This window comes from Dryocola boscaweniae (genome assembly GCF_025215095.1).
GTDB lineage: Bacteria > Pseudomonadota > Gammaproteobacteria > Enterobacterales > Enterobacteriaceae > Dryocola > Dryocola boscaweniae.
Map to the genome: position 1 here is coordinate 285,359 of NZ_JALHAP010000081.1, position 21,870 is coordinate 307,228.

At 53.9% G+C, this 21,870-nt stretch carries 19 protein-coding genes; 11 read left to right on the forward strand and 8 right to left on the reverse strand.

All coding sequences use genetic code 11. The features are described from left to right. Nucleotides 1–31: 31 nt before the first annotated feature. Both MUA00_RS16850 and greB read right to left on the reverse strand, forming a co-directional pair. Entirely contained in the window at nucleotides 32–2,362 is a 2,331-nt protein-coding gene (locus tag MUA00_RS16850; RefSeq protein ID WP_271124178.1) for a Tex family protein, read from the reverse strand. A gap of 120 nt (nucleotides 2,363–2,482) precedes the next feature. Beyond that, nucleotides 2,483–2,956: a transcription elongation factor GreB gene (gene greB / locus MUA00_RS16855; RefSeq protein WP_271124179.1), complete on the reverse strand. Its 474-nt coding sequence runs from the start codon at nucleotides 2,954–2,956 to the stop codon at nucleotides 2,483–2,485. A gap of 235 nt (nucleotides 2,957–3,191) precedes the next feature. Between greB and ompR the strand changes: the two genes are divergently transcribed. Together ompR and envZ are read left to right on the forward strand one after the other, a co-directional pair. After that, complete coding sequence (gene ompR, locus MUA00_RS16860; protein WP_001157751.1) at nucleotides 3,192–3,911, forward strand: osmolarity response regulator transcription factor OmpR; 720 nt, start codon at nucleotides 3,192–3,194, stop codon at nucleotides 3,909–3,911. After that, nucleotides 3,908–5,260 carry a two-component system sensor histidine kinase EnvZ gene (gene envZ, locus MUA00_RS16865; RefSeq protein ID WP_271124180.1) on the forward strand — a complete coding sequence of 451 codons (1,353 nt, stop codon included), beginning with the start codon at nucleotides 3,908–3,910 and terminating at the stop codon, nucleotides 5,258–5,260. The genes ompR and envZ overlap by 4 nt, the downstream gene beginning before the upstream one ends. 164 nt (nucleotides 5,261–5,424) lie before the next feature. Here envZ and pckA read toward each other — a convergent pair whose 3' ends face one another. The 5 genes from pckA to MUA00_RS16890 form a co-directional block, all read right to left on the reverse strand. Further along, complete coding sequence (pckA, locus tag MUA00_RS16870) at nucleotides 5,425–7,044, reverse strand: phosphoenolpyruvate carboxykinase (ATP) (protein WP_271124181.1); 1,620 nt, start codon at nucleotides 7,042–7,044, stop codon at nucleotides 5,425–5,427. A 302-nt stretch (nucleotides 7,045–7,346) separates the two neighbouring features. After that, a complete protein-coding gene (gene hslO / locus MUA00_RS16875; protein WP_271124182.1) occupies nucleotides 7,347–8,225 on the reverse strand; it encodes an Hsp33 family molecular chaperone HslO in 879 nt (292 codons plus the stop codon). Nucleotides 8,226–8,249: 24 nt separating this feature from the next. After that, a complete protein-coding gene (gene hslR / locus MUA00_RS16880) occupies nucleotides 8,250–8,651 on the reverse strand; it encodes a ribosome-associated heat shock protein Hsp15 (protein WP_271124183.1) in 402 nt (133 codons plus the stop codon). Next, nucleotides 8,648–9,331: a GMP/IMP nucleotidase gene (gene yrfG / locus MUA00_RS16885; protein WP_271124184.1), complete on the reverse strand. Its 684-nt coding sequence runs from the start codon at nucleotides 9,329–9,331 to the stop codon at nucleotides 8,648–8,650. The genes hslR and yrfG overlap by 4 nt, the downstream gene beginning before the upstream one ends. Before the next feature lie 58 nt (nucleotides 9,332–9,389). Beyond that, nucleotides 9,390–11,531, reverse strand: a complete 2,142-nt coding sequence (locus tag MUA00_RS16890; RefSeq protein WP_271124185.1) for an intracellular growth attenuator family protein — start codon at nucleotides 11,529–11,531, stop codon at nucleotides 9,390–9,392. Between the two features lie 334 nt (nucleotides 11,532–11,865). Between MUA00_RS16890 and nudE the strand changes: the two genes are divergently transcribed. Beyond that, entirely contained in the window at nucleotides 11,866–12,426 is a 561-nt protein-coding gene (gene nudE, locus MUA00_RS16895; RefSeq protein ID WP_271124186.1) for an ADP compounds hydrolase NudE, read from the forward strand. Nucleotides 12,427–12,469: 43 nt separating this feature from the next. Here nudE and mrcA read toward each other — a convergent pair whose 3' ends face one another. Further along, the gene (gene mrcA / locus MUA00_RS16900) at nucleotides 12,470–15,022 is read right to left on the reverse strand and encodes a peptidoglycan glycosyltransferase/peptidoglycan DD-transpeptidase MrcA (protein ID WP_271124187.1); all 2,553 of its coding nucleotides are present in this window, start codon (nucleotides 15,020–15,022) and stop codon (nucleotides 12,470–12,472) included. Between the two features lie 80 nt (nucleotides 15,023–15,102). Here mrcA and MUA00_RS16905 point away from each other — a divergent pair, with 80 nt between their 5' ends. The 8 genes from MUA00_RS16905 to damX all read left to right on the forward strand — a co-directional run bounded on the left by MUA00_RS16905 (nucleotide 15,103) and on the right by damX (nucleotide 21,864). Beyond that, nucleotides 15,103–15,966, forward strand: a complete 864-nt coding sequence (locus tag MUA00_RS16905) for a type IV pilus biogenesis protein PilM (RefSeq protein WP_271124188.1) — start codon at nucleotides 15,103–15,105, stop codon at nucleotides 15,964–15,966. Beyond that, nucleotides 15,963–16,499: a PilN domain-containing protein gene (locus MUA00_RS16910; protein WP_271124189.1), complete on the forward strand. Its 537-nt coding sequence runs from the start codon at nucleotides 15,963–15,965 to the stop codon at nucleotides 16,497–16,499. The genes MUA00_RS16905 and MUA00_RS16910 overlap by 4 nt, the downstream gene beginning before the upstream one ends. Next, entirely contained in the window at nucleotides 16,489–16,962 is a 474-nt protein-coding gene (locus tag MUA00_RS16915; protein WP_271124190.1) for a HofO family protein, read from the forward strand. Before MUA00_RS16910 ends, MUA00_RS16915 begins: the two co-directional genes overlap by 11 nt. Beyond that, entirely contained in the window at nucleotides 16,952–17,338 is a 387-nt protein-coding gene (locus MUA00_RS16920) for a HofP DNA utilization family protein (protein WP_271124191.1), read from the forward strand. Before MUA00_RS16915 ends, MUA00_RS16920 begins: the two co-directional genes overlap by 11 nt. Next, nucleotides 17,277–18,524, forward strand: a complete 1,248-nt coding sequence (gene pilQ, locus MUA00_RS16925) for a type IV pilus secretin PilQ (RefSeq protein WP_271124192.1) — start codon at nucleotides 17,277–17,279, stop codon at nucleotides 18,522–18,524. Before MUA00_RS16920 ends, pilQ begins: the two co-directional genes overlap by 62 nt. A 320-nt stretch (nucleotides 18,525–18,844) precedes the next feature. Further along, a complete protein-coding gene (gene aroK / locus MUA00_RS16930; RefSeq protein WP_121267467.1) occupies nucleotides 18,845–19,366 on the forward strand; it encodes a shikimate kinase AroK in 522 nt (173 codons plus the stop codon). Between the two features lie 57 nt (nucleotides 19,367–19,423). Further along, nucleotides 19,424–20,512: a 3-dehydroquinate synthase gene (gene aroB / locus MUA00_RS16935; protein WP_271124193.1), complete on the forward strand. Its 1,089-nt coding sequence runs from the start codon at nucleotides 19,424–19,426 to the stop codon at nucleotides 20,510–20,512. A gap of 98 nt (nucleotides 20,513–20,610) precedes the next feature. Beyond that, nucleotides 20,611–21,864 carry a cell division protein DamX gene (damX, locus tag MUA00_RS16940; protein ID WP_271124194.1) on the forward strand — a complete coding sequence of 418 codons (1,254 nt, stop codon included), beginning with the start codon at nucleotides 20,611–20,613 and terminating at the stop codon, nucleotides 21,862–21,864. Nucleotides 21,865–21,870 lie beyond the last annotated feature (6 nt).

A 21,870-nucleotide genomic window follows, 5' to 3' on the forward strand; every position in this document is an offset into this window, starting at 1 on the left:
CCGACTAAAATCGGCCCTTTTTATATCATAATTATTTCTTACCAAACGCGGCGGCCAGCGCATCGCTCATCGCGCTGTTACCGCTGCCGGCATTATCCTTTCCGCGCGGTTTGGTCTGCTGTTGGGCAGGCCTGCGGGCACTGTTTTGCTCACGCGGCGCGCTGCCGCGGCGGCTGTTGGTTTCGCCCGGCTGCTCGTCAAGACGCATGGTCAGTGCAATGCGCTTACGCTGCAAATCCACCTCAAGCACCTTCACTTTGACGATATCGCCGGCTTTCACTACTTTGTGCGGGTCGTCGATGAATTTATCGGAAAGCGAAGAGATGTGAACCAGACCGTCCTGGTGAACGCCGATATCCACGAACGCGCCGAAGTTGGTTACGTTTGTCACCGCGCCTTCCAGCACCATGCCCGGCGTGAGGTCGTTCATGGTTTCCACGCCGTCGGCGAATTTGGCGGTTTTGAACTCAGGGCGCGGATCGCGGCCTGGCTTTTCCAGCTCCTTGATGATGTCGGTCACCGTCGGCACGCCGAAGCGCTCATCGGTGAACTCGCTCGCCTTCAGGCCGCGTAACGCTTCGCCGTTACCCATCAGGTCAGCCAGCGCCTGCTCGGTGGCAGCCAGAATGCGTTCTACAACCGGGTAAGCCTCCGGGTGAACGGTGGAAGCATCCAGCGGGTTATTACCGTGGTTAATTCGCAGGAAGCCCGCACACTGTTCAAAAGCTTTCGGCCCAAGGCGGCTGACTTTCAGCAGTTGCTGGCGATCCTGGAAGCGACCGTTTTCGTTGCGCCAGTTAACGATATTCTGCGCCATCATGCGCGTTAAGCCCGCCACGCGGGTTAATAAAGGCACTGATGCGGTGTTCAGATCGACGCCCACGGCGTTTACGCAGTCTTCCACAACGGCGTCCAGTTTTTTCGCCAGTTGCGACTGGCTGACGTCGTGCTGATACTGGCCGACACCGATGGATTTCGGATCGATTTTCACAAGCTCGGCGAGCGGGTCCTGCAGGCGGCGAGCGATAGAAACCGCGCCGCGAATCGAGACGTCCAGATCCGGGAATTCCAGCGCTGCCAGCTCAGAAGCTGAATAAACGGAGGCGCCCGCTTCGCTGACAATCACTTTCTGCGCGGTCACTTTCGGGAACTGCTGCTGCACATCGAGGAAGAAACGCTCGGTTTCGCGTGAAGCCGTGCCGTTGCCGATGGCAACCAGCTCCACGTTGTGTTTCTCGCACAACGCCGCAACGACAACAGCGGCTTTCGCGGCCTGGCCGGTATGCGGATAAATGGTATCGGTAGCGACCAGCTTACCGGTTGAATCAACAACCGCCACTTTAACGCCGGTACGCAGACCCGGATCGAGGCCCATTGTTGCCCGCAGGCCCGCAGGCGCGGCCATTAATAAATCATGCAGGTTGCGAGCGAAGACGTTAATCGCTTCTTCTTCGGCGCGTTCGCGCACGGTGCCCATCAGCTCGGTTTCCAGATGCATCAGCACCTTGATGCGCCAGGTCCAGCTCACCACGCCACGACGCCAGGCGTCCGCCGGGGCGCTGTTCAGGCGCAGCCCGAGATGATCGATAATTATCTGTTCGCAATAGCTTTCACGCGGCGGTTCGTCGTGCTGCGGGTCGGCATTCAGCGCAAGCTGCAAAATGCCTTCGTTGCGGCCACGGAACATAGCGAGCGCGCGGTGGGAAGGAATGGTGGCGATAGGCTCGTGATGATCGAAATAATCACGGAATTTTGCGCCTTCCTCTTCTTTACCGCTGACAACGGTGGCAACCAGATGCGCGTTCTTCCACAGATAATTACGCACTTTTGCCAGCAGCGCGGCGTCTTCGGCGAAACGCTCCATCAGAATGTAACGGGCACCGTCAAGCGCGGCTTTGGTATCGGCAACGCCTTTATCGGCATCAACGTAGCGGGCAGCTTCCTGTTCCGGCTCGTGAGAAGGTTCGTCCCACAAAAGCTCGGCCAGCGGCTCAAGACCCGCTTCGATAGCAATTTGCCCGCGCGTGCGGCGTTTTGGCTTATACGGCAGATACAAATCTTCCAGCTCGGTTTTGCTCAGCGTGCCGTTAATGGCGCAGGCTAGCTCATCGCTCAGTTTGCCCTGCTCGGTGATGGATTTCAGAATGGCCTGGCGGCGATCGGACAGCTCGCGCAGGTAGCTTAGACGAGTCTCAAGCTGGCGTAGCTGCGTATCATCCAGACCGCCGGTGACTTCCTTACGATAGCGTGCAATAAACGGCACGGTATTCCCTTCGTCAAGCAGGCGAACGGCTGCTTCAACCTGTTCATTTCGGGCCTTTAGCTCACCGGCAATAATGCGGCAGAGTGAATCATTCATCATGGCGTTATCATCTGTTTCATGCGGAAATTTCAGAGGACAGTTATACGGATTGGAAGGCAAAAATGCCAGCCACAGCGCCTTTGTTGCGCGGAATCGGACTGGTCTGCCTGTAAGCGCTGCTTATTTCACATACTCGATTTCATTGACGTACCACTGGGCTTCTCCAGCGGGTGTTTGCACTACGGCTAAATCACCCACTTCTTTTTTCAGCAGCGCGCGAGCCATGGGCGAGTCGATAGAGATGTAATCCTTGCGGCCAAAAATTTCATCGTAGCCCACGATACGAAAGCGCAGTTGGTTACCTTCGTCGTTTTCAATTTCGACCCAGGCGCCAAAGAAAACTTTGCCTTCCTGCTGGGGTGAATAATCGACGATTTTCAGGTTTTCCAGGCATTTCGTCAGATAACGTACCCGGCGATCTATCTCGCGCAGCCGTTTTTTGTTGTACTGGTAATCGGCATTTTCGCTGCGATCGCCAAGGCTCGCCGCCCAGGTGACTTTTTTAGTCACTTCCGGACGCTCTTCGCGCCATAAATAATCCTTTTCTTGTCTGAGCTTTTCGTAACCCTCACGGGTAATCAATGGCGTTTTCATCGTTGGGCCTGCAAGGTGGATGACAAAAAGTGATTTAAACCGATAAATCAGGGTGATGGCAATCCCGGCGATTTGCGAGGCAGGTCATCGTTTTAGCAAAAACGCGTCTATAACCGACTGTTTAATATGCTTTGTAACAATTTCGACTAGAATATATACCAGATTTGACTGGTCGTATTGACGCAGTTTTTTAAGAATACGCACTCAACTGTTCGAGCCTTTGGGAGTTATAAGAATGCAAGAGAACTATAAAATTCTGGTTGTGGATGACGACATGCGTCTGCGCGCGCTGTTAGAACGTTATCTCACAGAGCAAGGCTTCCAGGTCCGCAGCGTGGCCAACGCAGAACAGATGGATCGCCTGTTAACCCGTGAGTCTTTCCACCTGATGGTGCTGGATCTCATGCTGCCTGGCGAAGACGGCCTGTCTATTTGCCGCCGTCTGCGTAGCCAGAGCAACCCGATGCCGATAATCATGGTTACCGCAAAAGGCGAAGAGGTTGACCGTATTGTTGGCCTGGAAATCGGCGCTGATGACTACATTCCAAAACCTTTCAACCCGCGCGAACTGCTGGCCCGCATCCGTGCCGTGCTGCGTCGGCAGGCAAATGAACTGCCGGGCGCGCCTTCCCAGGAAGAAGCGGTTATCGCCTTCGGTAAGTTTAAGCTGAACCTTGGCACCCGCGAGATGTTCCGTGAAGATGAACCTATGCCGCTGACCAGCGGCGAGTTTGCCGTGCTCAAAGCGCTGGTGAGCCACCCGCGCGAGCCGCTTTCCCGCGATAAATTAATGAACCTGGCCCGCGGTCGCGAATACAGCGCCATGGAACGTTCGATTGATGTGCAAATCTCCCGCCTGCGTCGCATGGTGGAAGAAGACCCGGCGCACCCGCGTTATATCCAGACCGTATGGGGTCTGGGCTACGTATTCGTGCCGGACGGTTCTAAGGCATGAGGCGAGTCCGCTTCTCACCCAGAAGCTCGTTTGCCCGTACGCTGCTCCTGATCGTCACCTTGCTGTTCGTCAGCCTGGTGACGACCTATCTCGTGGTGCTTAACTTCGCGATTTTGCCGAGCCTGCAGCAGTTTAATAAGGTCCTCGCCTACGAAGTCCGTATGCTGATGACCGATAAACTGCAGCTTGAAGACGGTACGCAACTGGTGGTGCCACCGGCTTTTCGCCGTGAGATTTACCGCGAACTGGGGATTTCCCTGTATTCCAACGAGGCGGCGGAAGACGCGGGTCTGCGCTGGGCGCAGCATTATGAGTTTTTAAGCCATCAAATGGCGCAGCAGTTGGGCGGCCCGACGGAAGTGCGCGTTGAGGTCAACAAAAGCTCGCCCGTTGTGTGGCTGAAAACCTGGCTGTCGCCGAATATCTGGGTGCGGGTACCGCTGACGGAAATTCATCAGGGCGATTTCTCGCCGCTGTTCCGCTATACGCTGGCGATTATGCTGCTGGCGATAGGCGGCGCGTGGCTGTTTATCCGCATCCAAAACCGACCGCTGGTGGATCTGGAACACGCGGCCCTGCAGGTGGGCAAGGGGATTATTCCTCCGCCGCTGCGTGAATACGGTGCTTCGGAGGTGCGCTCTGTTACGCGAGCGTTCAACCATATGGCTGCGGGCGTTAAGCAACTGGCGGATGACCGCACGTTGCTGATGGCGGGCGTAAGCCACGACCTGCGCACGCCGCTGACGCGTATTCGTCTGGCAACGGAAATGATGGGCCAGGAAGACGGCTACCTTGCCGAGTCGATTAATAAAGATATCGAAGAATGTAACGCGATTATCGAACAGTTTATCGACTACCTGCGCACCGGACAGGAAATGCCGCTGGAAATCGCCGATCTTAACGGCGTGCTGGGCGAAGTGATTGCAGCCGAAAGCGGCTATGAACGTGAAATTGAAACCGCGCTGCAGGCGGGCGAGCTGCTGGTGAATATTCATCCGCTGTCGATTAAACGCGCCGTGGCCAATATGGTGGTCAACGCGGCTCGTTACGGCAATGGCTGGATAAAAGTCAGCAGCGGCGGCGAACTTAATCGCGCCTGGTTCCAGGTGGAAGATGACGGTCCGGGCATTAAGCCGGAACAACTTAAGCATCTGTTCCAGCCGTTTGTGCGCGGCGACAGCGCGCGCAGCACCAGCGGCACCGGGCTTGGGCTGGCGATAGTGCAGCGTATTGTCGACAACCATAACGGCATTCTGGATATTGGCGTTAGCGAGCGGGGCGGTTTGCGGATAAGAGCTTATTTGCCTTTACCGATAAGCAAAGTCGTCCAGCAGAGCAAAGAAAGCTAAGCGGTCTGCAATGAAAAACGAACCCCTCGGGGTTCGTTTTTTTATGGCTATTGTCGGATGGCGCTGCGCTTATCCGACCTACGAAGTGAGAGCATCGTCCGGGTGAATGTAGGGTGGATAAGCGCAGCGCTATCCACCTTGCCATCCACCATCCACCGAATGATTTAAATCTTTGGCCCTGCGCTCACCAATGCCGCACCCGCCGGGGTATCGGTGTACTTCTCAAAGTTAGATACAAACAGCCTGGCCAACTGCTCGGCTTTCTCCTGCCACTGTTCTGGCGACGCATAGGTACTGCGCGGGTCCAGAATGCGAGTATCGACGCCGGCAAGTTCGGTAGGGATCGCCAGATCGAACATCGGCAGCGTAAACGTCTCTGCGTCGTCAAGCGAGCCATCCAGAATCGCATCAATAATCGCGCGGGTGTCTTTGATGGAGATACGTTTACCCGTGCCGTTCCAGCCCGTATTAACCAGATAAGCCTGCGCGCCAGCAGCCTGCATGCGTTTTACCAGCACTTCCGCATACTGCGTCGGGTGCAGCGAGAGAAACGCCGCGCCAAAACAGGCTGAGAAGGTTGGCGTCGGCTCGGTTACGCCGCGCTCTGTGCCAGCGAGCTTGGCGGTAAAGCCGGACAGGAAGTGGTACTGAGTCTGGTTTGCCGTCAGGCGCGAAACCGGCGGCAGTACGCCAAACGCATCTGCCGTCAGGAAGATAACCTTCGTGGCATGTCCCGCTTTGGAAACCGGCTTAACAATGTTGTCGATGTGATAAATCGGGTAGGAGACGCGGGTGTTTTCAGTTTTTGAACTGTCGTCGAAGTCGATGGAGCCGTCTTCGCGCACGGTGACGTTTTCCAGCAGCGCATCACGGCGGATGGCGTGGAAAATATCCGGCTCGGCTTCTTCGGATAAACGAATGGTCTTCGCATAGCAGCCGCCTTCGAAGTTAAATACGCCGTCGTCATCCCAGCCGTGTTCGTCATCGCCAATCAGGCGACGTTTTGGATCGGTGGAAAGGGTTGTTTTACCCGTGCCGGATAAGCCAAAGAACACCGCGACATCGCCATCTTCGCCCACGTTTGCCGAGCAGTGCATAGAAGCAATGCCCTTCAACGGCAGCAGATAATTCATGATGGAGAACATCCCTTTCTTCATTTCGCCGCCGTACCAGGTGCCGCCAATTAGCTGCATCCGCTCGGTGAGATTAAAGGCGATGAAATTTTCGGAATTCAGTCCTTGCTCCTGCCAGTTGGGGTTGGTGCATTTAGCGCCGTTCATCACCACAAAGTCAGGTTCGAATGTTTCCAGCTCTTCAGGGGTTGGGCGGATAAACATATTCTTAACGAAATGAGCCTGCCAGGCCACTTCGGTAATAAAACGTACCGAAAGACGGGTGTCTGCATTGGCGCCGCAGAACGCGTCGACAATGAACAAGCGCTTGCCTGAGAGCTGTTGGGTGACGAGACCTTTAAGGCTTTGCCAGGTCTCCTCTGAGAGGGGTTTGTTGTCGTTCTTACCTTTGCCGTTATCCGCCCACCAGAGCGTGTCGCGGGTCGTGTCGTCACGAACAATGTACTTATCTTTCGGTGAGCGACCGGTAAAGATGCCGGTATCAACGGCGACAGCGCCGAGGTTGGTTTTTACGCCACGTTCAAAGCCTTCCAGACTGGGATCAAGCTCTTCGCGATACAGAGTGTCGTAATCGGGATTGTAGAGCACTTCACTCACATCGTTAATACCGTAAGCCTTGAGATCCTGCGGGGTTATACCTTTAACTCGCATGTCACTACTCCTTAGCCAATTTGTACTGCCTCAGATTGTAGGGTTGTTTATTGGTTGTTAACCGCGACCAAACTCATAGATTTGAGCATCCGACTCAAATCAAGTAGCGGAAAACGCTGTGAAGCTAGTCACAACGGGGTGAGAGTATGGCAGGAATTGGCTAAACGTCGGGTAAAATATTCCGAATATGTTAAAAAGTAGTGCGATAAACGGATGCTTTGTGAATGAGAGCGCTATCGTCAGAAACGCGTTGAAAAAGCAGGGCGGATAAGCGGGAAGTCGCTATCCGCCGCGGGGATAAATTAATGAACCTGCGGGTCCGCCGGGGAGGCATTGTTGCGAATTGCGGCAATGTCCATGGCGTCGAACACATAGTGATTACCGCAGTAGTCGCAGTTCATGTCGATTTCGCCATCGTCTGCGATGATGCTGTCCACTTCTTCGTCCGGCAGGGTTTTCAGCGCGTCGGCGCAGCGTTCGCGGGAACAGGTGCACTTAAACTCAACGGCTTGCGGATCGTAAAGCGTCACTTCTTCTTCATGATACAGGCGCCACAGCACGTCATTAGCTGGCAGCGTCAATAGCTCTTCAGCCTTGATGGTTTCAGTCAGCGCAGCCAGGTGAGTGAAGTCATCAGCCTGAGCATTTTGCGCCGGCAGAACCTGCAGCAGCATGCCGCCCGCGGCCGGCTGGCCTTCAACGTCGCCGGTACGGATGAACAGGCGTGTAGGTAGCTGCTCGGAGCGCAGGAAGTAATCTTCCAGGCAGTCGGCCAGCGTATCGCCTTCCAGCCCTACAACGCCCTGATAGCGCTCACCTTCAGCAGGGGTAATGGTAATAACCAGGTAACCGTTGCCGACCAGGGTTTTCAAATCGGCATCAGCCGGGATATCGCCCTGAACGCGAGCCACGCCGCGCATTTGCTGTTTGTTATTGCCGTTGATTACCGCGAGGGTCATCGGACCGTCGCCCTGCAACTGAACGGTGATGTCGCCGTCAAACTTCAGGGTTGCCGTCAGCAGGCTAGTCGCGACCAGCAGTTCGCCGAGGATTTTTTTTACCGGCTGCGGATAATCATGGTTTTCCATGATGTGCTGCCAGGTTTCGGATACCGTTACCAGTTCGCCGCGTACGGCATAGTTTTCAAACAGGTAACGATGGAGTTGGTCGTGTTGAGCCATAGTTTTCTCTCATTCAGGCGGCAGCTAGTCGTTGCCGCCGTGTTTAAATTTCATCAGGTCCCGGCGCTCTTTTTTGTCCGGGCGACGGTCCGGGTGCGGCATGGTCAGCGAGTTCATTTTGCGTGCCAGCGCCGTTTTTTCCCGTTTTTCGATACTCTCCGCCGTCTCTTCATAAAGCTGCATAGCTTCCGTTGCCGGGCGACGCTGCTCGGTGATGCCAAGCACTTTAACCGTGCGTTCGTCATTGCCCTGGCGCAGCGTTAGCATGGCGTTGAGTTCAACAATCTTACTGGGTTTACTGCGCTGCCCGTTGTAATGCACCTTACCGCCTTCAATCATTTCCCGGGCTACGGCGCGGGTTTTGTAGAAACGTGCTGCCCAAAGCCATTTATCAAGGCGTATGCCTTCGGACGATTTCTCTTTCATGGCGACTCCTTAACCCGAAGCGAGGGAATCAGGCGACGGTAATCATTCAACGCGGGATGACGCTGGTAGATTTTGTCTGCCATCCCGGAGTCCGGATTAGTGACGCCAAGGCAGTAACGAATACCAAACTTTGCCGCCGCATCCAGAATCGGCTCGCTGTCATCAATAAATACGGTTCTTGCTTCATCCAGCCCCGTATGTGCCGCAACGGCCTGCCACAAACGTTGATCCTCTTTCGGATAACCAAATGTGTGGGTGGAAAGCAATAAATCAAGGTGCTGCGCTAAACCGGTGTGTTCAAGTTTGACTGCCAGGTTATAGGGATGCGCGTTGGTCAGCAGAATTCGCCGTTTACCACAGGCTTTTAACGCATCAAGGAACGGGGCGGTATCTTCACGCAGCACGGCATTTGGTCCCTGAGCGGTGGTCATGGCGCAGATATCCAGCCCAAGCCTTTCGCTCCAGTAATCCAGACAGTACCAGTTTAGCGTATGTTGCACGGCATGATATTCACGGGCAATCAGCAGGTGTGCTTCATCCAGGGAAATGCCTCGCTCAAGGCTTACGGTTTCCGGAACCAGTTTTTGCCAGAAGTGGTTGTCAAATGCGAGATCCAGCAGCGTGCCGTCCATATCGAGCAAAACGGTGTCGACGTCCTGCCAGGCAATATCAATATGCATGGGTTAAACCTGATTGGGGGAAAACTGCGCGACAGGTTAGCACACTGTCGCGTGAAGTTTAGAACAGCGAACGCACTGCGGGGAGCGGCGTCAACGACGGATTTATGCAGCTTTCGTAGTATTGCTGGATCTGCGCCAGGCGATTACGGCTGCGGCGATAACGGCGCAGTGCAAGAATACCGTTAACCGCAAGGCTGACTAACATACTAAAAAGAAGCAACGTCGTGGCGATATAACGCCAAAGGCTGCCGCTGTCCGGGATGCGGTGCAGCGTGACGTGCTGCGTGCCGTTCGCATCGGTGCTCAGGCCGGTAATAATACCTTCGGCGCCAAAAGGCGTCTGAAGCAGCATATCGGCAAGGCGCTGGAATTCTTGCCATTGCTCCTGTGCGGGGTAGTCATACAGAGAAACCGGAGGCAGCGGTTGATCGACCAGATCGCTTCCTTCGTCGCTGATAATGACAAATCCGCCGGGCGCCGGGCTGTTGAGCTTCTGCGCGGCGCGGGCGGTTTCACGGACGAAGAACGGGGCGGTGGATGTGGTCACCAGATTATCGAGCGACTCGGCGCTGACCGGGCGTAACAGGACGTTTACGCCGTCGAGTTTGCCTGCGTCGGCTCGTTTGATCAGGGAATCCCAGTCTTTAGTATTGCCAAGGTTAATCAGAGCGTTTTTCAGCCGCACACATTCATCATCCGCCGTGCAAAGCGCCTGGGTTTTTTGCACGATACCGGCGAAATCATCCAGCAGCACCATCCCCGATTTTTGAATAGCGGTTCTTAACTGCGGATTAACCTTAGAGTCGGCTTCGGTTTGCGGGTGGATTTGACCGCTCACGGCCTGAATGAGGGCGGTGGCCTTATCCATGATATCTGATTCCGGCAGCGGTAACGGGCGTGCGGTATTCCAGACAATTTGCGAGCAGTCAAATGGCGTAAACGGGTAGTTCTGTCTGCTGGAGTAAGTGCCGGGCAAATGGATATTACACATGCCGGTGCCTTTGACGCGTAGCGTATCGCCGACGCGTAGCTTAGTGTTATTCAGATCTGCAACGCTTGTGGCTTCGATTGACTGCGCGCCTTTCAGCCAGGAGATACTTAACTTAAGCGGCATCTCAAGCGGAACCCAAATGGTCAGCATCAACAGCACCACCAGTGCACCGGTGGCAATCACCAGGTTGCGCACCCAGTGCTGAATCGGGAAGTTTTTGACCTCATCGTGCAGCGACAGAAAGCGCCCCTGGCGCACAACGTTGCGATCCAGATAGATATCAATGTCGGTTTCTTGCCCCAGATCCTGCGCCACGTAGGGCTGCCAGTGCGGGGGGTAAACCAGATCGATAATGCCCAGAGAGATGTTGTTGATCTGCTCCTGGTTGGATTCGCCAAATAAACCCCAGCGCTTTGGCGTGCCGCGCAGGCAGTGTATTTCGCGCAGCGTGTTCTTTGCAGGAGGCGCGAATAGCCCCCAAAGACTTGCTGCCAACAGCATGACTGCGCCGCCCAACAGCCACGGCAACACCACGGAAGGGCTAACCAGACAAAAGAATAACATCATGAACGCGACGCACATAAGAATGGCTTCACGCAGCCCGTCCGGCCGACTCAGCGCGGCTTCTTCCGGCGTTTCCTGGCGGATATTCAGCAGCTCGATTTGCTCGCTTTCTTCACCGCGAATGGAGGCCTGGCTGGCCGTGGTGCGTTCAAGGGCGAAGCCCCGATTTTCGCTGCTGTCTTCGCTTAGCGTGTGGCCATTGAGCGAGATCACCAGCGGCACGGTTTCAGTGCGGATCAGCTCAACGTTATTATCGTTGGTGATGTACTGCTCCCAGAAAGGAGGGAGATGAACTTCAACGGAATCAAGGTAATATCGCCATTTGTTGGCGTCGTCAGTGGACAGGCCATAGCGAGTGATAGAGCGAGTCAGAGAGAGAACCGTATTGCTCTGCGCATTAAGAACCAGCTTCACCGGCGCGGTACTGGCGCCAGAAGGCCCGACGATATCCTGCGTGCGGGTTAGCGTCTCAATGTAGTTTTCAACAGCAGTGCGTTCTTCGGCGGTTAACTTGCGCGAGGTCGCTCCGGTAAAGGATTGCGTGTGTGGCAAACGGGCACGCAGCCTGAGGCTGCGCCAGACCAACCATCCGGCAATCAATACACAGGCCAGCATAGCAGCTAAAAGAAGTAGTAAGGTGCTCATGCTTTCCCCATCAAATAATCGTTTTCTTATTCAAGCGCAGCAAGTTGCACCCCTTCACAATGTTATGGGTGTAAGAATTGTTATCGGCAGGTATGAATAAGAACTTGAGACATATTTATAAGGGCACAACCTGCGGTAAACTGATGTTAGCAAAGCGACTTCCCGGTAAATATCAGCAAATTCCTATTTCATTGCTGGCTATTGACATATAAGTCAGCGCCGTTCATGGCGATATGAAGTTACAAAAATGTAAATAATAACCAATGTACATTGCGCGAGATGTGCGGCATACCGCACAATAGCTTTCTGTTCCCACAGTTAAATCCAGCCCCCCATGAGCAAATCCTTACAAAAACCGACCATTTTACATGTTGAAACCGTGGCCCGTTCACGTCTGTTTAATGTCGAAACGGTGGACCTGGAGTTTAGCAATGGCGTTCGTCGCGTGTATGAACGTATGCGTCCTTCTTCGCGCGAAGCGGTGATGATAGTCCCAATTGTGGACGACCATGTGATCCTGATTCGTGAATACGCCGTTGGCACAGAATCTTATGAGCTTGGCTTTTCTAAAGGGCTGATTGATCCGGGTGAAACCGTATTTGAAGCGGCAAACCGCGAGCTTAAAGAAGAAGTGGGTTTTGGCGCAAATGAACTGACCTTCCTCAAAAAGCTCACCATGGCGCCGTCTTATTTCTCAAGCAAAATGAATATTGTGATTGCGGAAGGCCTTTATCCTGAATCTCTGGAAGGTGACGAGCCTGAAGAACTCCCGCAGGTTCGCTGGCCGCTGACGTCGTTAATGGATTTGCTGGATGAAGAAGATTTCAGCGAGGCGCGCAACGTCAGCGCCCTGTTCCTTGTCAGGGAATGGCTGAAAGAGCAGGGACGTTTGTAGAAATTCATAAAAAAGCCCTTCAATCTGAAGGGCTTTTTTTGCATCAGAACAGCTCGTGCTCTTCGCCGTTATCAATAATCGTTGTGCCCACTTCATGCACCGCCTGTTGCGTTGGCTGGGTGCCTTCAATGAAATATTCTTCACGACTGTTGCCGCCATTAGCCAACTGCCCGGTGCTGCGATCGATATTCACCGTCACAATGCCCGGCGGCGGGGTCAGCGGCTCTTCAGGTACGCCGTCCAGCGCCACTTTCATGAAATCATCCCATGCTGGTTGAGCGCTCTTGGCACCGCCTTCATAGCCTGAAATCTGATCTTTAATGGCGCCGCTTGCAGAGGTGCGGCCAAGATCGCGGCGATGATCGTCAAAGCCAATCCACACGGAAGTCACAACGCCCGGACCATAACCTGAGAACCATGCATCTTTTGAGCTGTTGGTCGTACCGGTTTTGCCGCCGATATCGCGGCGTTTTAAATCGCGTCCGGCGCGCCAGCCTGTACCCTGCCAGCCCGGTTCTCCATAGATATTGGTATTGAGCGCGCTTTTTATCAGGAACGACAGCGGCGTGTTAATCACATGCGGCGCGTATTCCGGCGCGGTTGTTTGGGCGACCAGTTCGTTGTTCGCCTGCTCCAGTTTTGGCATTGGCACGCTGGAATTTTGCTGCTCCTGAGAAACGGCCACATCTTCAACGTCCTGATTTTCCAGCACGTCAGATTTCTGCGTTTCGCCATAAATAACCGGCAGATCGCACTCGGCGCAGGCTATTTTCGGCTTAGCTTCAAAAATGGTTTGACCGTTATCGTCAACGATTTTGCTGATGAAATATGGGTCAACCAGGAAGCCGCCGTTTGCCATTACCGAATAGCCGCGAGCGACCTGCATCGGCGTGAATGAGGCGGAGCCCAGCGCTAAAGATTCGGTATGCACAATATTCTGCGCCGGGAAGCCGAAACGCTGCAAATACTCGGCGGCGTAATCCACGCCCATTGCACGCATCGCACGAACCATCACCACGTTTTTCGACTGGCCCAGGCCCTGACGCAGGCGAATCGGCCCGGCATATTCCGGCGGTGAGTTTTTAGGACGCCAGTCGGAACCGGCGCCAGCATCCCATCGTGAGACAGGCACATCGTTCAGGATGCTTGCCAGAGTTAAGCCTTTGTCCATCGCGGCGGTATAAAGGAACGGTTTAATATTCGAACCCACCTGGCGCAGAGCCTGCGTGGCCCGGTTAAATTTGCTTTGGTTGAAGTCGAATCCGCCGACCAGGGCCAGCACTGCGCCGTCGCGCGGGTTGATGGAAACCAGCGCGGAATTCACATCCGGAACCTGTCCTAGCCACCAGGCATCATCAACTTTGCGTACCCAAATCTGCTGCCCGGTCTGGATCACATCAGTGATTTTGCGCGGGGTAGGGCCTTGCGAGGTATCCGAACGATACGGGCGTGCCCAGCGTACGCCGCTCATGCCTAGCGATACAGAAGTACCGTCGGCCATTAGCGCCGTTGCTTCAGTTGGATTCGCAGCGGTAACAACCGCCGGGAACAGCGGACCATAAACAGGCAGATTTTTCAGGGAATCGATGATTTTCTTCTCATCCCAGGCGCTTTCACCCACTTTCCACAGCACGTTTGACGGGCCACGGTAGCCGTGGCGCATATCGTAAGCCATAACGTTGTTGCGTACGGCCTGCTGGGCGCCCTGCTGAATTTTGCGGGTAATGGTGGTGTAAACCTTATAGCCGTCTTCATAGGCTTTATCGCCGTAGCGGCTTACCAGATCCTGGCGCACCAGCTCTGACAAATAAGGCGCTGAGAAGGCTATTTCCGGCGCGTGATAGTTCGCAACGATTGGCTGGCTGCGAGCTTCATCGTATTGCGACTGGTTAATGTAGTTTTCACTTAACATACGAGAGAGAACAACATTGCGGCGCGCGGTTGATCTTTCCAGTGAATACAGCGGGTTAAATGTAGACGGCGCTTTTGGCAAACCGGCAATAACCGCCATTTCACTAAGCGTGAGCTGATCGACTGATTTACCGAAATAAACCTGAGCCGCCGCGCCAACACCGTACGCGCGATAACCCAGGTAAATTTTGTTCAGATAGAGTTCAAGGATTTCATCTTTGCTCAGCAGTTGCTCAATACGTACCGCCAGAAACGCTTCCTTTATCTTACGCATCATGGTGCGTTCGGGGCTCAGGAAGAAGTTACGCGCTAACTGCTGAGTAATGGTGCTCGCGCCCTGTGAAGCATGACCTGAAAAGAGAGCAACGCTTGCAGCACGGAAAATCCCAACCGGGTCAACGCCGTGATGCTCGTAGAAGCGGCTGTCTTCGGTAGCGATGAACGCTTTCACCATTTCCGGTGGGATTTGGTTGAGCGTCAGCGGAATACGACGTTTCTCACCGTACTGGGCAATCAGTTCCCCGTCAGCGCTGTAGACCTGCATTGGAATCTGCAGCCGCACATCTTTTAGCGTGGCGACATCAGGTAGCTGCGGCTCTATATATTTGTATAACCCGTAAATCGAGCCGGCTCCCAGCAGAATGCAACACACTGCAAGGATTAATAAATACTTTACGAACTTCACCTTAAATTTCCCATTACGTTTCCATTGGGCAGTTTATAAACAAACGCGCGGTAGTATAAATGCAAGCCAGAAGCTTTGATATGCCAAATTCGAAAGCAAAGGATACGGAGATCGTCACTATGGTTATCACTGCCTGGCAAATAGGCCTGGAAATTCAACATGAAACATTGCGCGCGGTGGCGGTACAGCGGCGGCGTCAGGGGTGGCAATTGCGCCACTGGTGGCTTATTCCACTGCCAGAAAACACCTTTCGGGAAGGGGTTCTGCAATCGCCAGAGAACCTGATAAAAGGGCTGGCGCAATGGCGGCGGGAGCTGCCGCTACGTCATCAACTTCGCGTCGCTTTCCCTACCCAACGCACCTTACAACGACCTGTTCCGACTCCAGATAATCGTCTGCAGGAACCGGCCCGTGAAAGCTATCTCGCCGCTGCCGCCGCAAGGCAGTTACAGATGACGCCAGCTCAACTGAGCTGGGATTACACGGCGATGCCGCAGGATCCGGCTCAATTACGGGTAATAGCCGCACGGTACAGCGAAGTTCAGGAAATGCTTACAAGCCTTGCAAAGCAACGCCTGTTTCCAGCGACGCTTACCCCCGGTGCGAGTGTGCTTCCCGCTCTCGGCAGCTTATGCGGCCCGGCTAAGCCGCGTTTTCTGGTGCATCGCGAGTGCGATCACTGGCTTTGGGCAACCTCAAGCGATGAGCCCGAGTGGGGCTGGGTGGATGCCCGTCAGGCGCAGACCTTCTCCGATTTATGCCTGCAACTGGCGGTAGAGCCACACGAAGTTGCCTTCAGCAGTGCGGTAGCGGAACCCGTGCCTTCGGGGGCGCTTCCCTTAGACGCCTGGCGTGCGTTGGTTCGGCTGCAGCCGCCATTACCACAACATGGCGGGAGTTTTACGGTGGCTATTGGACTGGCAATCGGGCGGGTCAGCCGATGACGCCTTATATCAATCTACTGCCCTGGAGAAAACAATGCCGCCAGCGGCAGTTACGCTACTGGATTTTATTTGCCGCAGGATGCGTGCTTTTGGTGATGCTGGCGGGTATCGCCAGACCTGCTTTGACTGCGTGGCAGGAGGATAAACAACGCATACGGGCCGAATATTTGTCGCAGCTTCGTAGCTCGTTGCAGCGCAAATATCAGGAGGCGCAGATGCTGGATAAGCGACAAAAATTACAGGAAAGGCGTAAAGCACAGCGGTTAGCGGTAAGCAGGTGGGAGCCGCGGTTTATCCAACTGGCTAGTTTATTGCCCGCCAGCGTCTGGCTTACCTCTCTTTCCATGAAAAATGGGCAGGTAGTCATTCACGGCCATGCGCAAAAGGCTGCGGATATTCGGCTGCTGGAACAAAATCTGCGGCAGCTTCCTGGCGCGGTTGATCTGGAGGCGAAGGGAATTCAAGGCAAAACAAACAGCCCGCTGGCATTCACCTTTACTTTTAAATCCACGGAGGCAGGTCATGCTGAGTGAGCGTTGGCTAACCGCGCCTCGCTGGGTGAAATGCGCGAGCATGGCCGCTGTTAACGGCGCTGCGATTATCCTGTTGGTATGCTTCGTTATGCAGCCGCAGCAGGCGAAGTTACAGAAATCTTTATTTAAAAATCAGCAAGAAAGCCGAAAGATAACCTTGCTGCGCCACAGCCTTGTCTCTTTGGTTTCGTCAACCCGTGAAACGGGTCAACATATTGCCGCCGCGCCGCTTGAGCATTTTTCAGCGGTGGATCTTGCCCACCACTGCGCAGGGAAACTTGAAAAATGGCAGCCGGAGAGCAAACCCGCAATGCTTGAAATGCTGTTGCCATGGGAAAAGCTCCCTTCTTTGTTTGCTCGTTTGTCTGGCTACCGCGCCGTTGCGCTGCAGAGTTTTATCGTCGAACCAAAAGGCGAACTGCTTAAGTTGACCATGGCCCTGGACTTTATCGATGAACCGTAACCTCCTTTTTGTTCTGCTGATGGTGGTTCATTCGGCCTCTTCCATGCCTCGAAATCCATTTCAACCGCTGCTTGCGCCTTGCGATGCCTTGCTTAAACAGTTGGCTCGCTGGTCAATCCATGGCGTGATTAGCTCTGAGAAAGGCGCAATTGCCGTAATGCATGATCCACAGCAAAACTGGCGCCGTATCACTCGCGGTATGCAGATGGAGCACGGTGTGCAGGTGCTCGAAATCAATCAACAGCTTTTATCCGTAACGGTGCCTGCAGAATGCGAGCAGCCTCTTTATTCATGGAAAATAGAAGGGAAAAAATATGGCATGGATGCGTACGCTCGTTCTGCTGATAGCGTGGCCGTTAGTCAGCCTCGCGGATAAAGGCGTGTCTCTGGTGCTGGATAATGCACCCGTGGCCCATGTTTTACAGGCGCTGGCAGAAAACCAGAACGTCAACCTACTGATTGCCCCCGGCGTGGAGGGCGTCGTGTCATTACATCTGCAAAACATTCCCCTGAAACAGGCCTTCAGGCTGGTGCTGGAAACCGCGGAGTTAACTCAGCTTCGCGAAGGAAACGTCCTGCAAATCGTACCGAAAGCAAGGCTTCAGCAACAACAGGCCGTGCAGGATGAGCGGCGAAAGCAGCAGGCGTTAAAGCAGCCATTGCTTAACCAGGTATTTTCACCGGCTCATGCCGACGCAGGCGAGTTAGCCGCATCGCTCAAAGCTGCGGGCGAGAAATTATTAAGCCCACGCGGGAGCATCACCGTGGACAAACGTACCAATCGTCTCATCGTTAGGGATAACAAACTCGCTTTAAAGCAGATAGCCGGCTGGATGAAAGAAATGGATCTCCCTATGGGTCAGGTGGAAATCGCGGCGCATATCGTCACGATTAACCAGAACAAGCTGCATGAACTGGGGGTGAAATGGAACCATGCGCAGGATAACAAGAGTAGCGCTGCCCCTGATTTCACAGGGTTAGGGGCCGATGTTTCCGTAAACAATGCCACAACGCGTATCGGATTTAATATTGCGCGCATTGATGGGCGATTCCTTGAAATGGAACTGTCTGCTCTTGAGCAACAGCAGCAGCTTGAGATTATTGCGAGTCCTCGTCTGATGGCCGCCCATCAGCAGCCAGCGAGTATCAAGCAGGGTACGGAGATCCCTTATCAGGTTTCCAGCGGGGACAAAGGGTCAACGTCCGTTGAATTTAAAGAAGCAGTGCTGGGTATGGAAGTGACGCCAACCATCCAGCCGCAGGGTAACATTCGTTTAAAACTGCGAATTAGCCAGAATATGCCGGGACGCAGCATTGAGCAGGCTAATGGAGAAGCGCTGGCAATAGATAAGCAAGAAATCGAGACCGTCGTGTCAGTGAAAAATGGAGAAACGCTCGCGTTGGGGGGAATTTTTCAGCAACATAATAAAGACAGTCGCGACAGTGTTCCCTTGCTAAGCGGTATTCCGCTGCTTGGAGGCCTGTTTCGCCACGATGCGAAAGATAGCCAACGCCGCGAGCTTGTGGTTTTTATTACACCCCGACTTATCCCGATTCCGTAGCGTTTTCTAAAGTCGCCGAGGGATTTTTCTCGTAATCGTCGCTCAGGTGTTTGACGCCAGAGAGGAATTAGCTTACAAGGTGTACCGTTTCGAGAGGCAGGGTAATAATTTCCTGCGACCGATAAACCTGATTTATACTTTTCGTCCCTCACCTGGGACGTTGAGTGATTTAATCGGTTGCCAAACTACCTTGAGTGTTGAGATAATTTTTAGTCTGACTCTCGCACTATCGCTTATGAGGTTTCAGTTCATGTCCCGCCGCAGCAGGTTGTTACCGGGCGGGTTTATCATCAACGAATTGTCTTAGTAGTACCGAAAAAATGGCAGAGAAACGCAATATCTTTCTGGTTGGGCCTATGGGTGCCGGCAAAAGCACTATTGGGCGTCAGTTAGCTCAGCAACTCAATATGGAATTTTTCGATTCTGATCAAGAGATTGAGAAACGTACCGGAGCTGATGTGGGCTGGGTATTCGACGTTGAAGGCGAAGAAGGCTTCCGCGATCGCGAAGAAAAAATCATCAACGAACTCACTGAAAAACAGGGCATTGTGCTGGCGACTGGTGGCGGCTCTGTGAAGTCTCGCGAAACCCGTAACCGTCTCTCGGCCCGTGGCGTTGTGGTTTATCTTGAAACCACAATTGAGAAGCAACTTGCTCGCACTCAGCGCGATAAAAAGCGCCCGCTGCTGCAGGTTGAGACGCCACCTCGTGAAGTTCTTGAGGCCCTGGCGCAAGAACGCAATCCTCTTTACGAAGAGATTGCTGATGTGACGATTCGCACTGACGACCAAAGTGCCAAAGTGGTTGCTAACCAGATTATTCATATGTTGGAAAGCAATTGATTCTGGCTTAATCGAACAACGCCTGCGGGCAAAGCTTCTTAAGGTGGACTTCGCGTTATGGAGAGGTTAGCTGTTACTCTCGGGGAACGTAGTTACCCTATCACCATCGCTGCCGGGTTATTTAATGACTCGGCGTCCTTTTGGCCGCTGAAAGCTGGCGACCAGACGATGCTGGTGACCAACGAGACCCTTGCGCCACTTTACCTGGATAAGGTTCGTGGTTTGCTTGAGCAAGCGGGCGTTAAAGTCGATACCGTCATTCTTCCGGATGGCGAAAAATTCAAAAGCCTTGCTGTACTCGATACCGTCTTTACGGCACTGCTGGAAAAACCGCACGGTCGTGACACAACGCTAATTGCCCTGGGCGGCGGCGTAGTGGGCGATCTGACCGGTTTTGCGGCAGCGAGCTATCAGCGCGGTGTACGTTTTATTCAGGTTCCCACCACTTTGCTTTCGCAGGTGGACTCCTCCGTTGGCGGCAAAACAGCCGTTAACCATCCCCTCGGTAAAAATATGATTGGCGCGTTCTACCAGCCTGCTTCGGTGGTGGTGGATCTCGACTGTCTGAGCACGTTGCCGAAACGGGAGCTGGCGTCGGGCCTGGCTGAAGTTATCAAATACGGCATTATCCTGGATGCGGCGTTCTTTAGCTGGCTTGAGGATAACCTTGATGCTTTGTTAGCGCTGGACGGCAAAACGATGGCTTATTGCATTCGCCGTTGTTGTGAGCTGAAAGCAGAAGTTGTTGCCGCCGACGAGCGTGAAAGCGGCTTACGTGCTTTACTCAATCTGGGCCATACCTTTGGCCATGCGATTGAAGCCGAAATGGGCTATGGCAACTGGTTACACGGCGAAGCGGTTGCAGCCGGTATGGTCATGGCCGCACGTACAGCGTTTCGTTTGGGACAGTTCAGTGAGGCTGACGTTCAGCGTGTCATTACGTTGCTACAACGTGCCGGGTTGCCCGTCACCGGGCCGAAGGAAATGTCAGCAGACGCATATATGCCCCACATGATGCGTGACAAAAAAGTCCTGGGGGGCGAGCTGCGTCTTGTGCTGCCGCAGGCTATAGGAAAGAGTGAAGTGCGTGGCGGAGTGCCACACGATGTCGTTCTGTCAGCCATTGCTGATTGTCAGCAGGCTTAACTATTAGAAATGATTGGTCGCAGCGTTCTGGCGATTTTTAACTTCGGGTGATGTGCAAAGTACGTATCGCTGGCATAAGCCTTTGAGTGGGGTGTTAAATGGATGAATTCAAACCGGAAGACGAGCTGAAACCCGATCCCAGCGATCGTCGTCGAGATCGTTCACGCAAATCTGACGAGTTCGAGAACGAACCGCAGATCAACGTCGATGATGTTGACCTTGATGCTGATGAACCTCGTTCCTCGCGTTCGCGTCGCCCTCGCGACGAAGAAGAATATGAAGGTGATGACGGTCTGAAAGTTGAAGCCGCCGAACGCCGCCCCGCGCGTGGGCGTAAAAATGCGCCAAAACAAAAAGTACCTGTTTCTCGTCAGCATCTGATGATGGGGATTGGTATTCTGGTTCTGCTACTGCTCATCATTGGAATCGGCTCCGCGCTCAAGTCGCCTTCAACCGACACGGAAACCGCCAATAAAAATCCGAACGCCGAGAAGAGTATCGATCTTTCTGGCACGAATGATTCCGTCGCCAATCAGGTAAATGGTTCTCAGCCACAGCCCGGTGAAGCAACCGTTGCTAATCAGACTGCTAATGCAGACCAGCGACCGCAGGAAGTTAATTTACCTCCTATTTCTTCTACCCCAACCGAAGCGCAAACGCAGCCGACTCCTGAAGGCCAGCAGCGTGTGGAAGTGCCGGGCGATCTGAACAATGCGCTCACTCAGCAGCAGGGCCAGATCGACAACGCAGCCAACGGTTCTACTCTGCCGACGCAACCCGCTACGGTTGCTCGTGTTGCGGGTAGCAATGCCTCTTCTGCGCCGACGCAGGCTGCTTCAAATAATGAGCCAGCCCGTCAGCCTGCCCCACGTCCAGAGCGTAAAAAAGTGGTGATTGAGCCGCACAAAACTCAGCCAGCGCAAACTAAACCTCAGGCGACGGCAAAAACTAACGTAGCGGAACCAAAACCGGTTACGACCGCAAAACGTAACGAGCCTGCGGCAACGGCGGCGCCGAAAGCATCAGCAAGCGCCGCTGCGCCAGCGGCAGGCGGCGCAACGGTGACCGGCGATGCAAGCGCAATTAAAGGCGCGCCAGGTAGCCATTACACGCTGCAGCTCAGCTCTTCTTCTAACTCTGCAAATCTGAACGCATGGGCGAAAAAAGAGAATCTGCAACATTACATGGTGTACCAGACTGTGCGTAACGGTCAGCCGTGGTATGTGCTGATAAGCGGTGTTTACGCCAGCAAAGACGAGGCGAAACGTGCCGTTTCAACTCTGCCGGCTGACGTGCAAGCGAAGAATCCGTGGGCAAAACCAATTCATCAGGTTCAGTCCGATCTGAAGTGATGAACA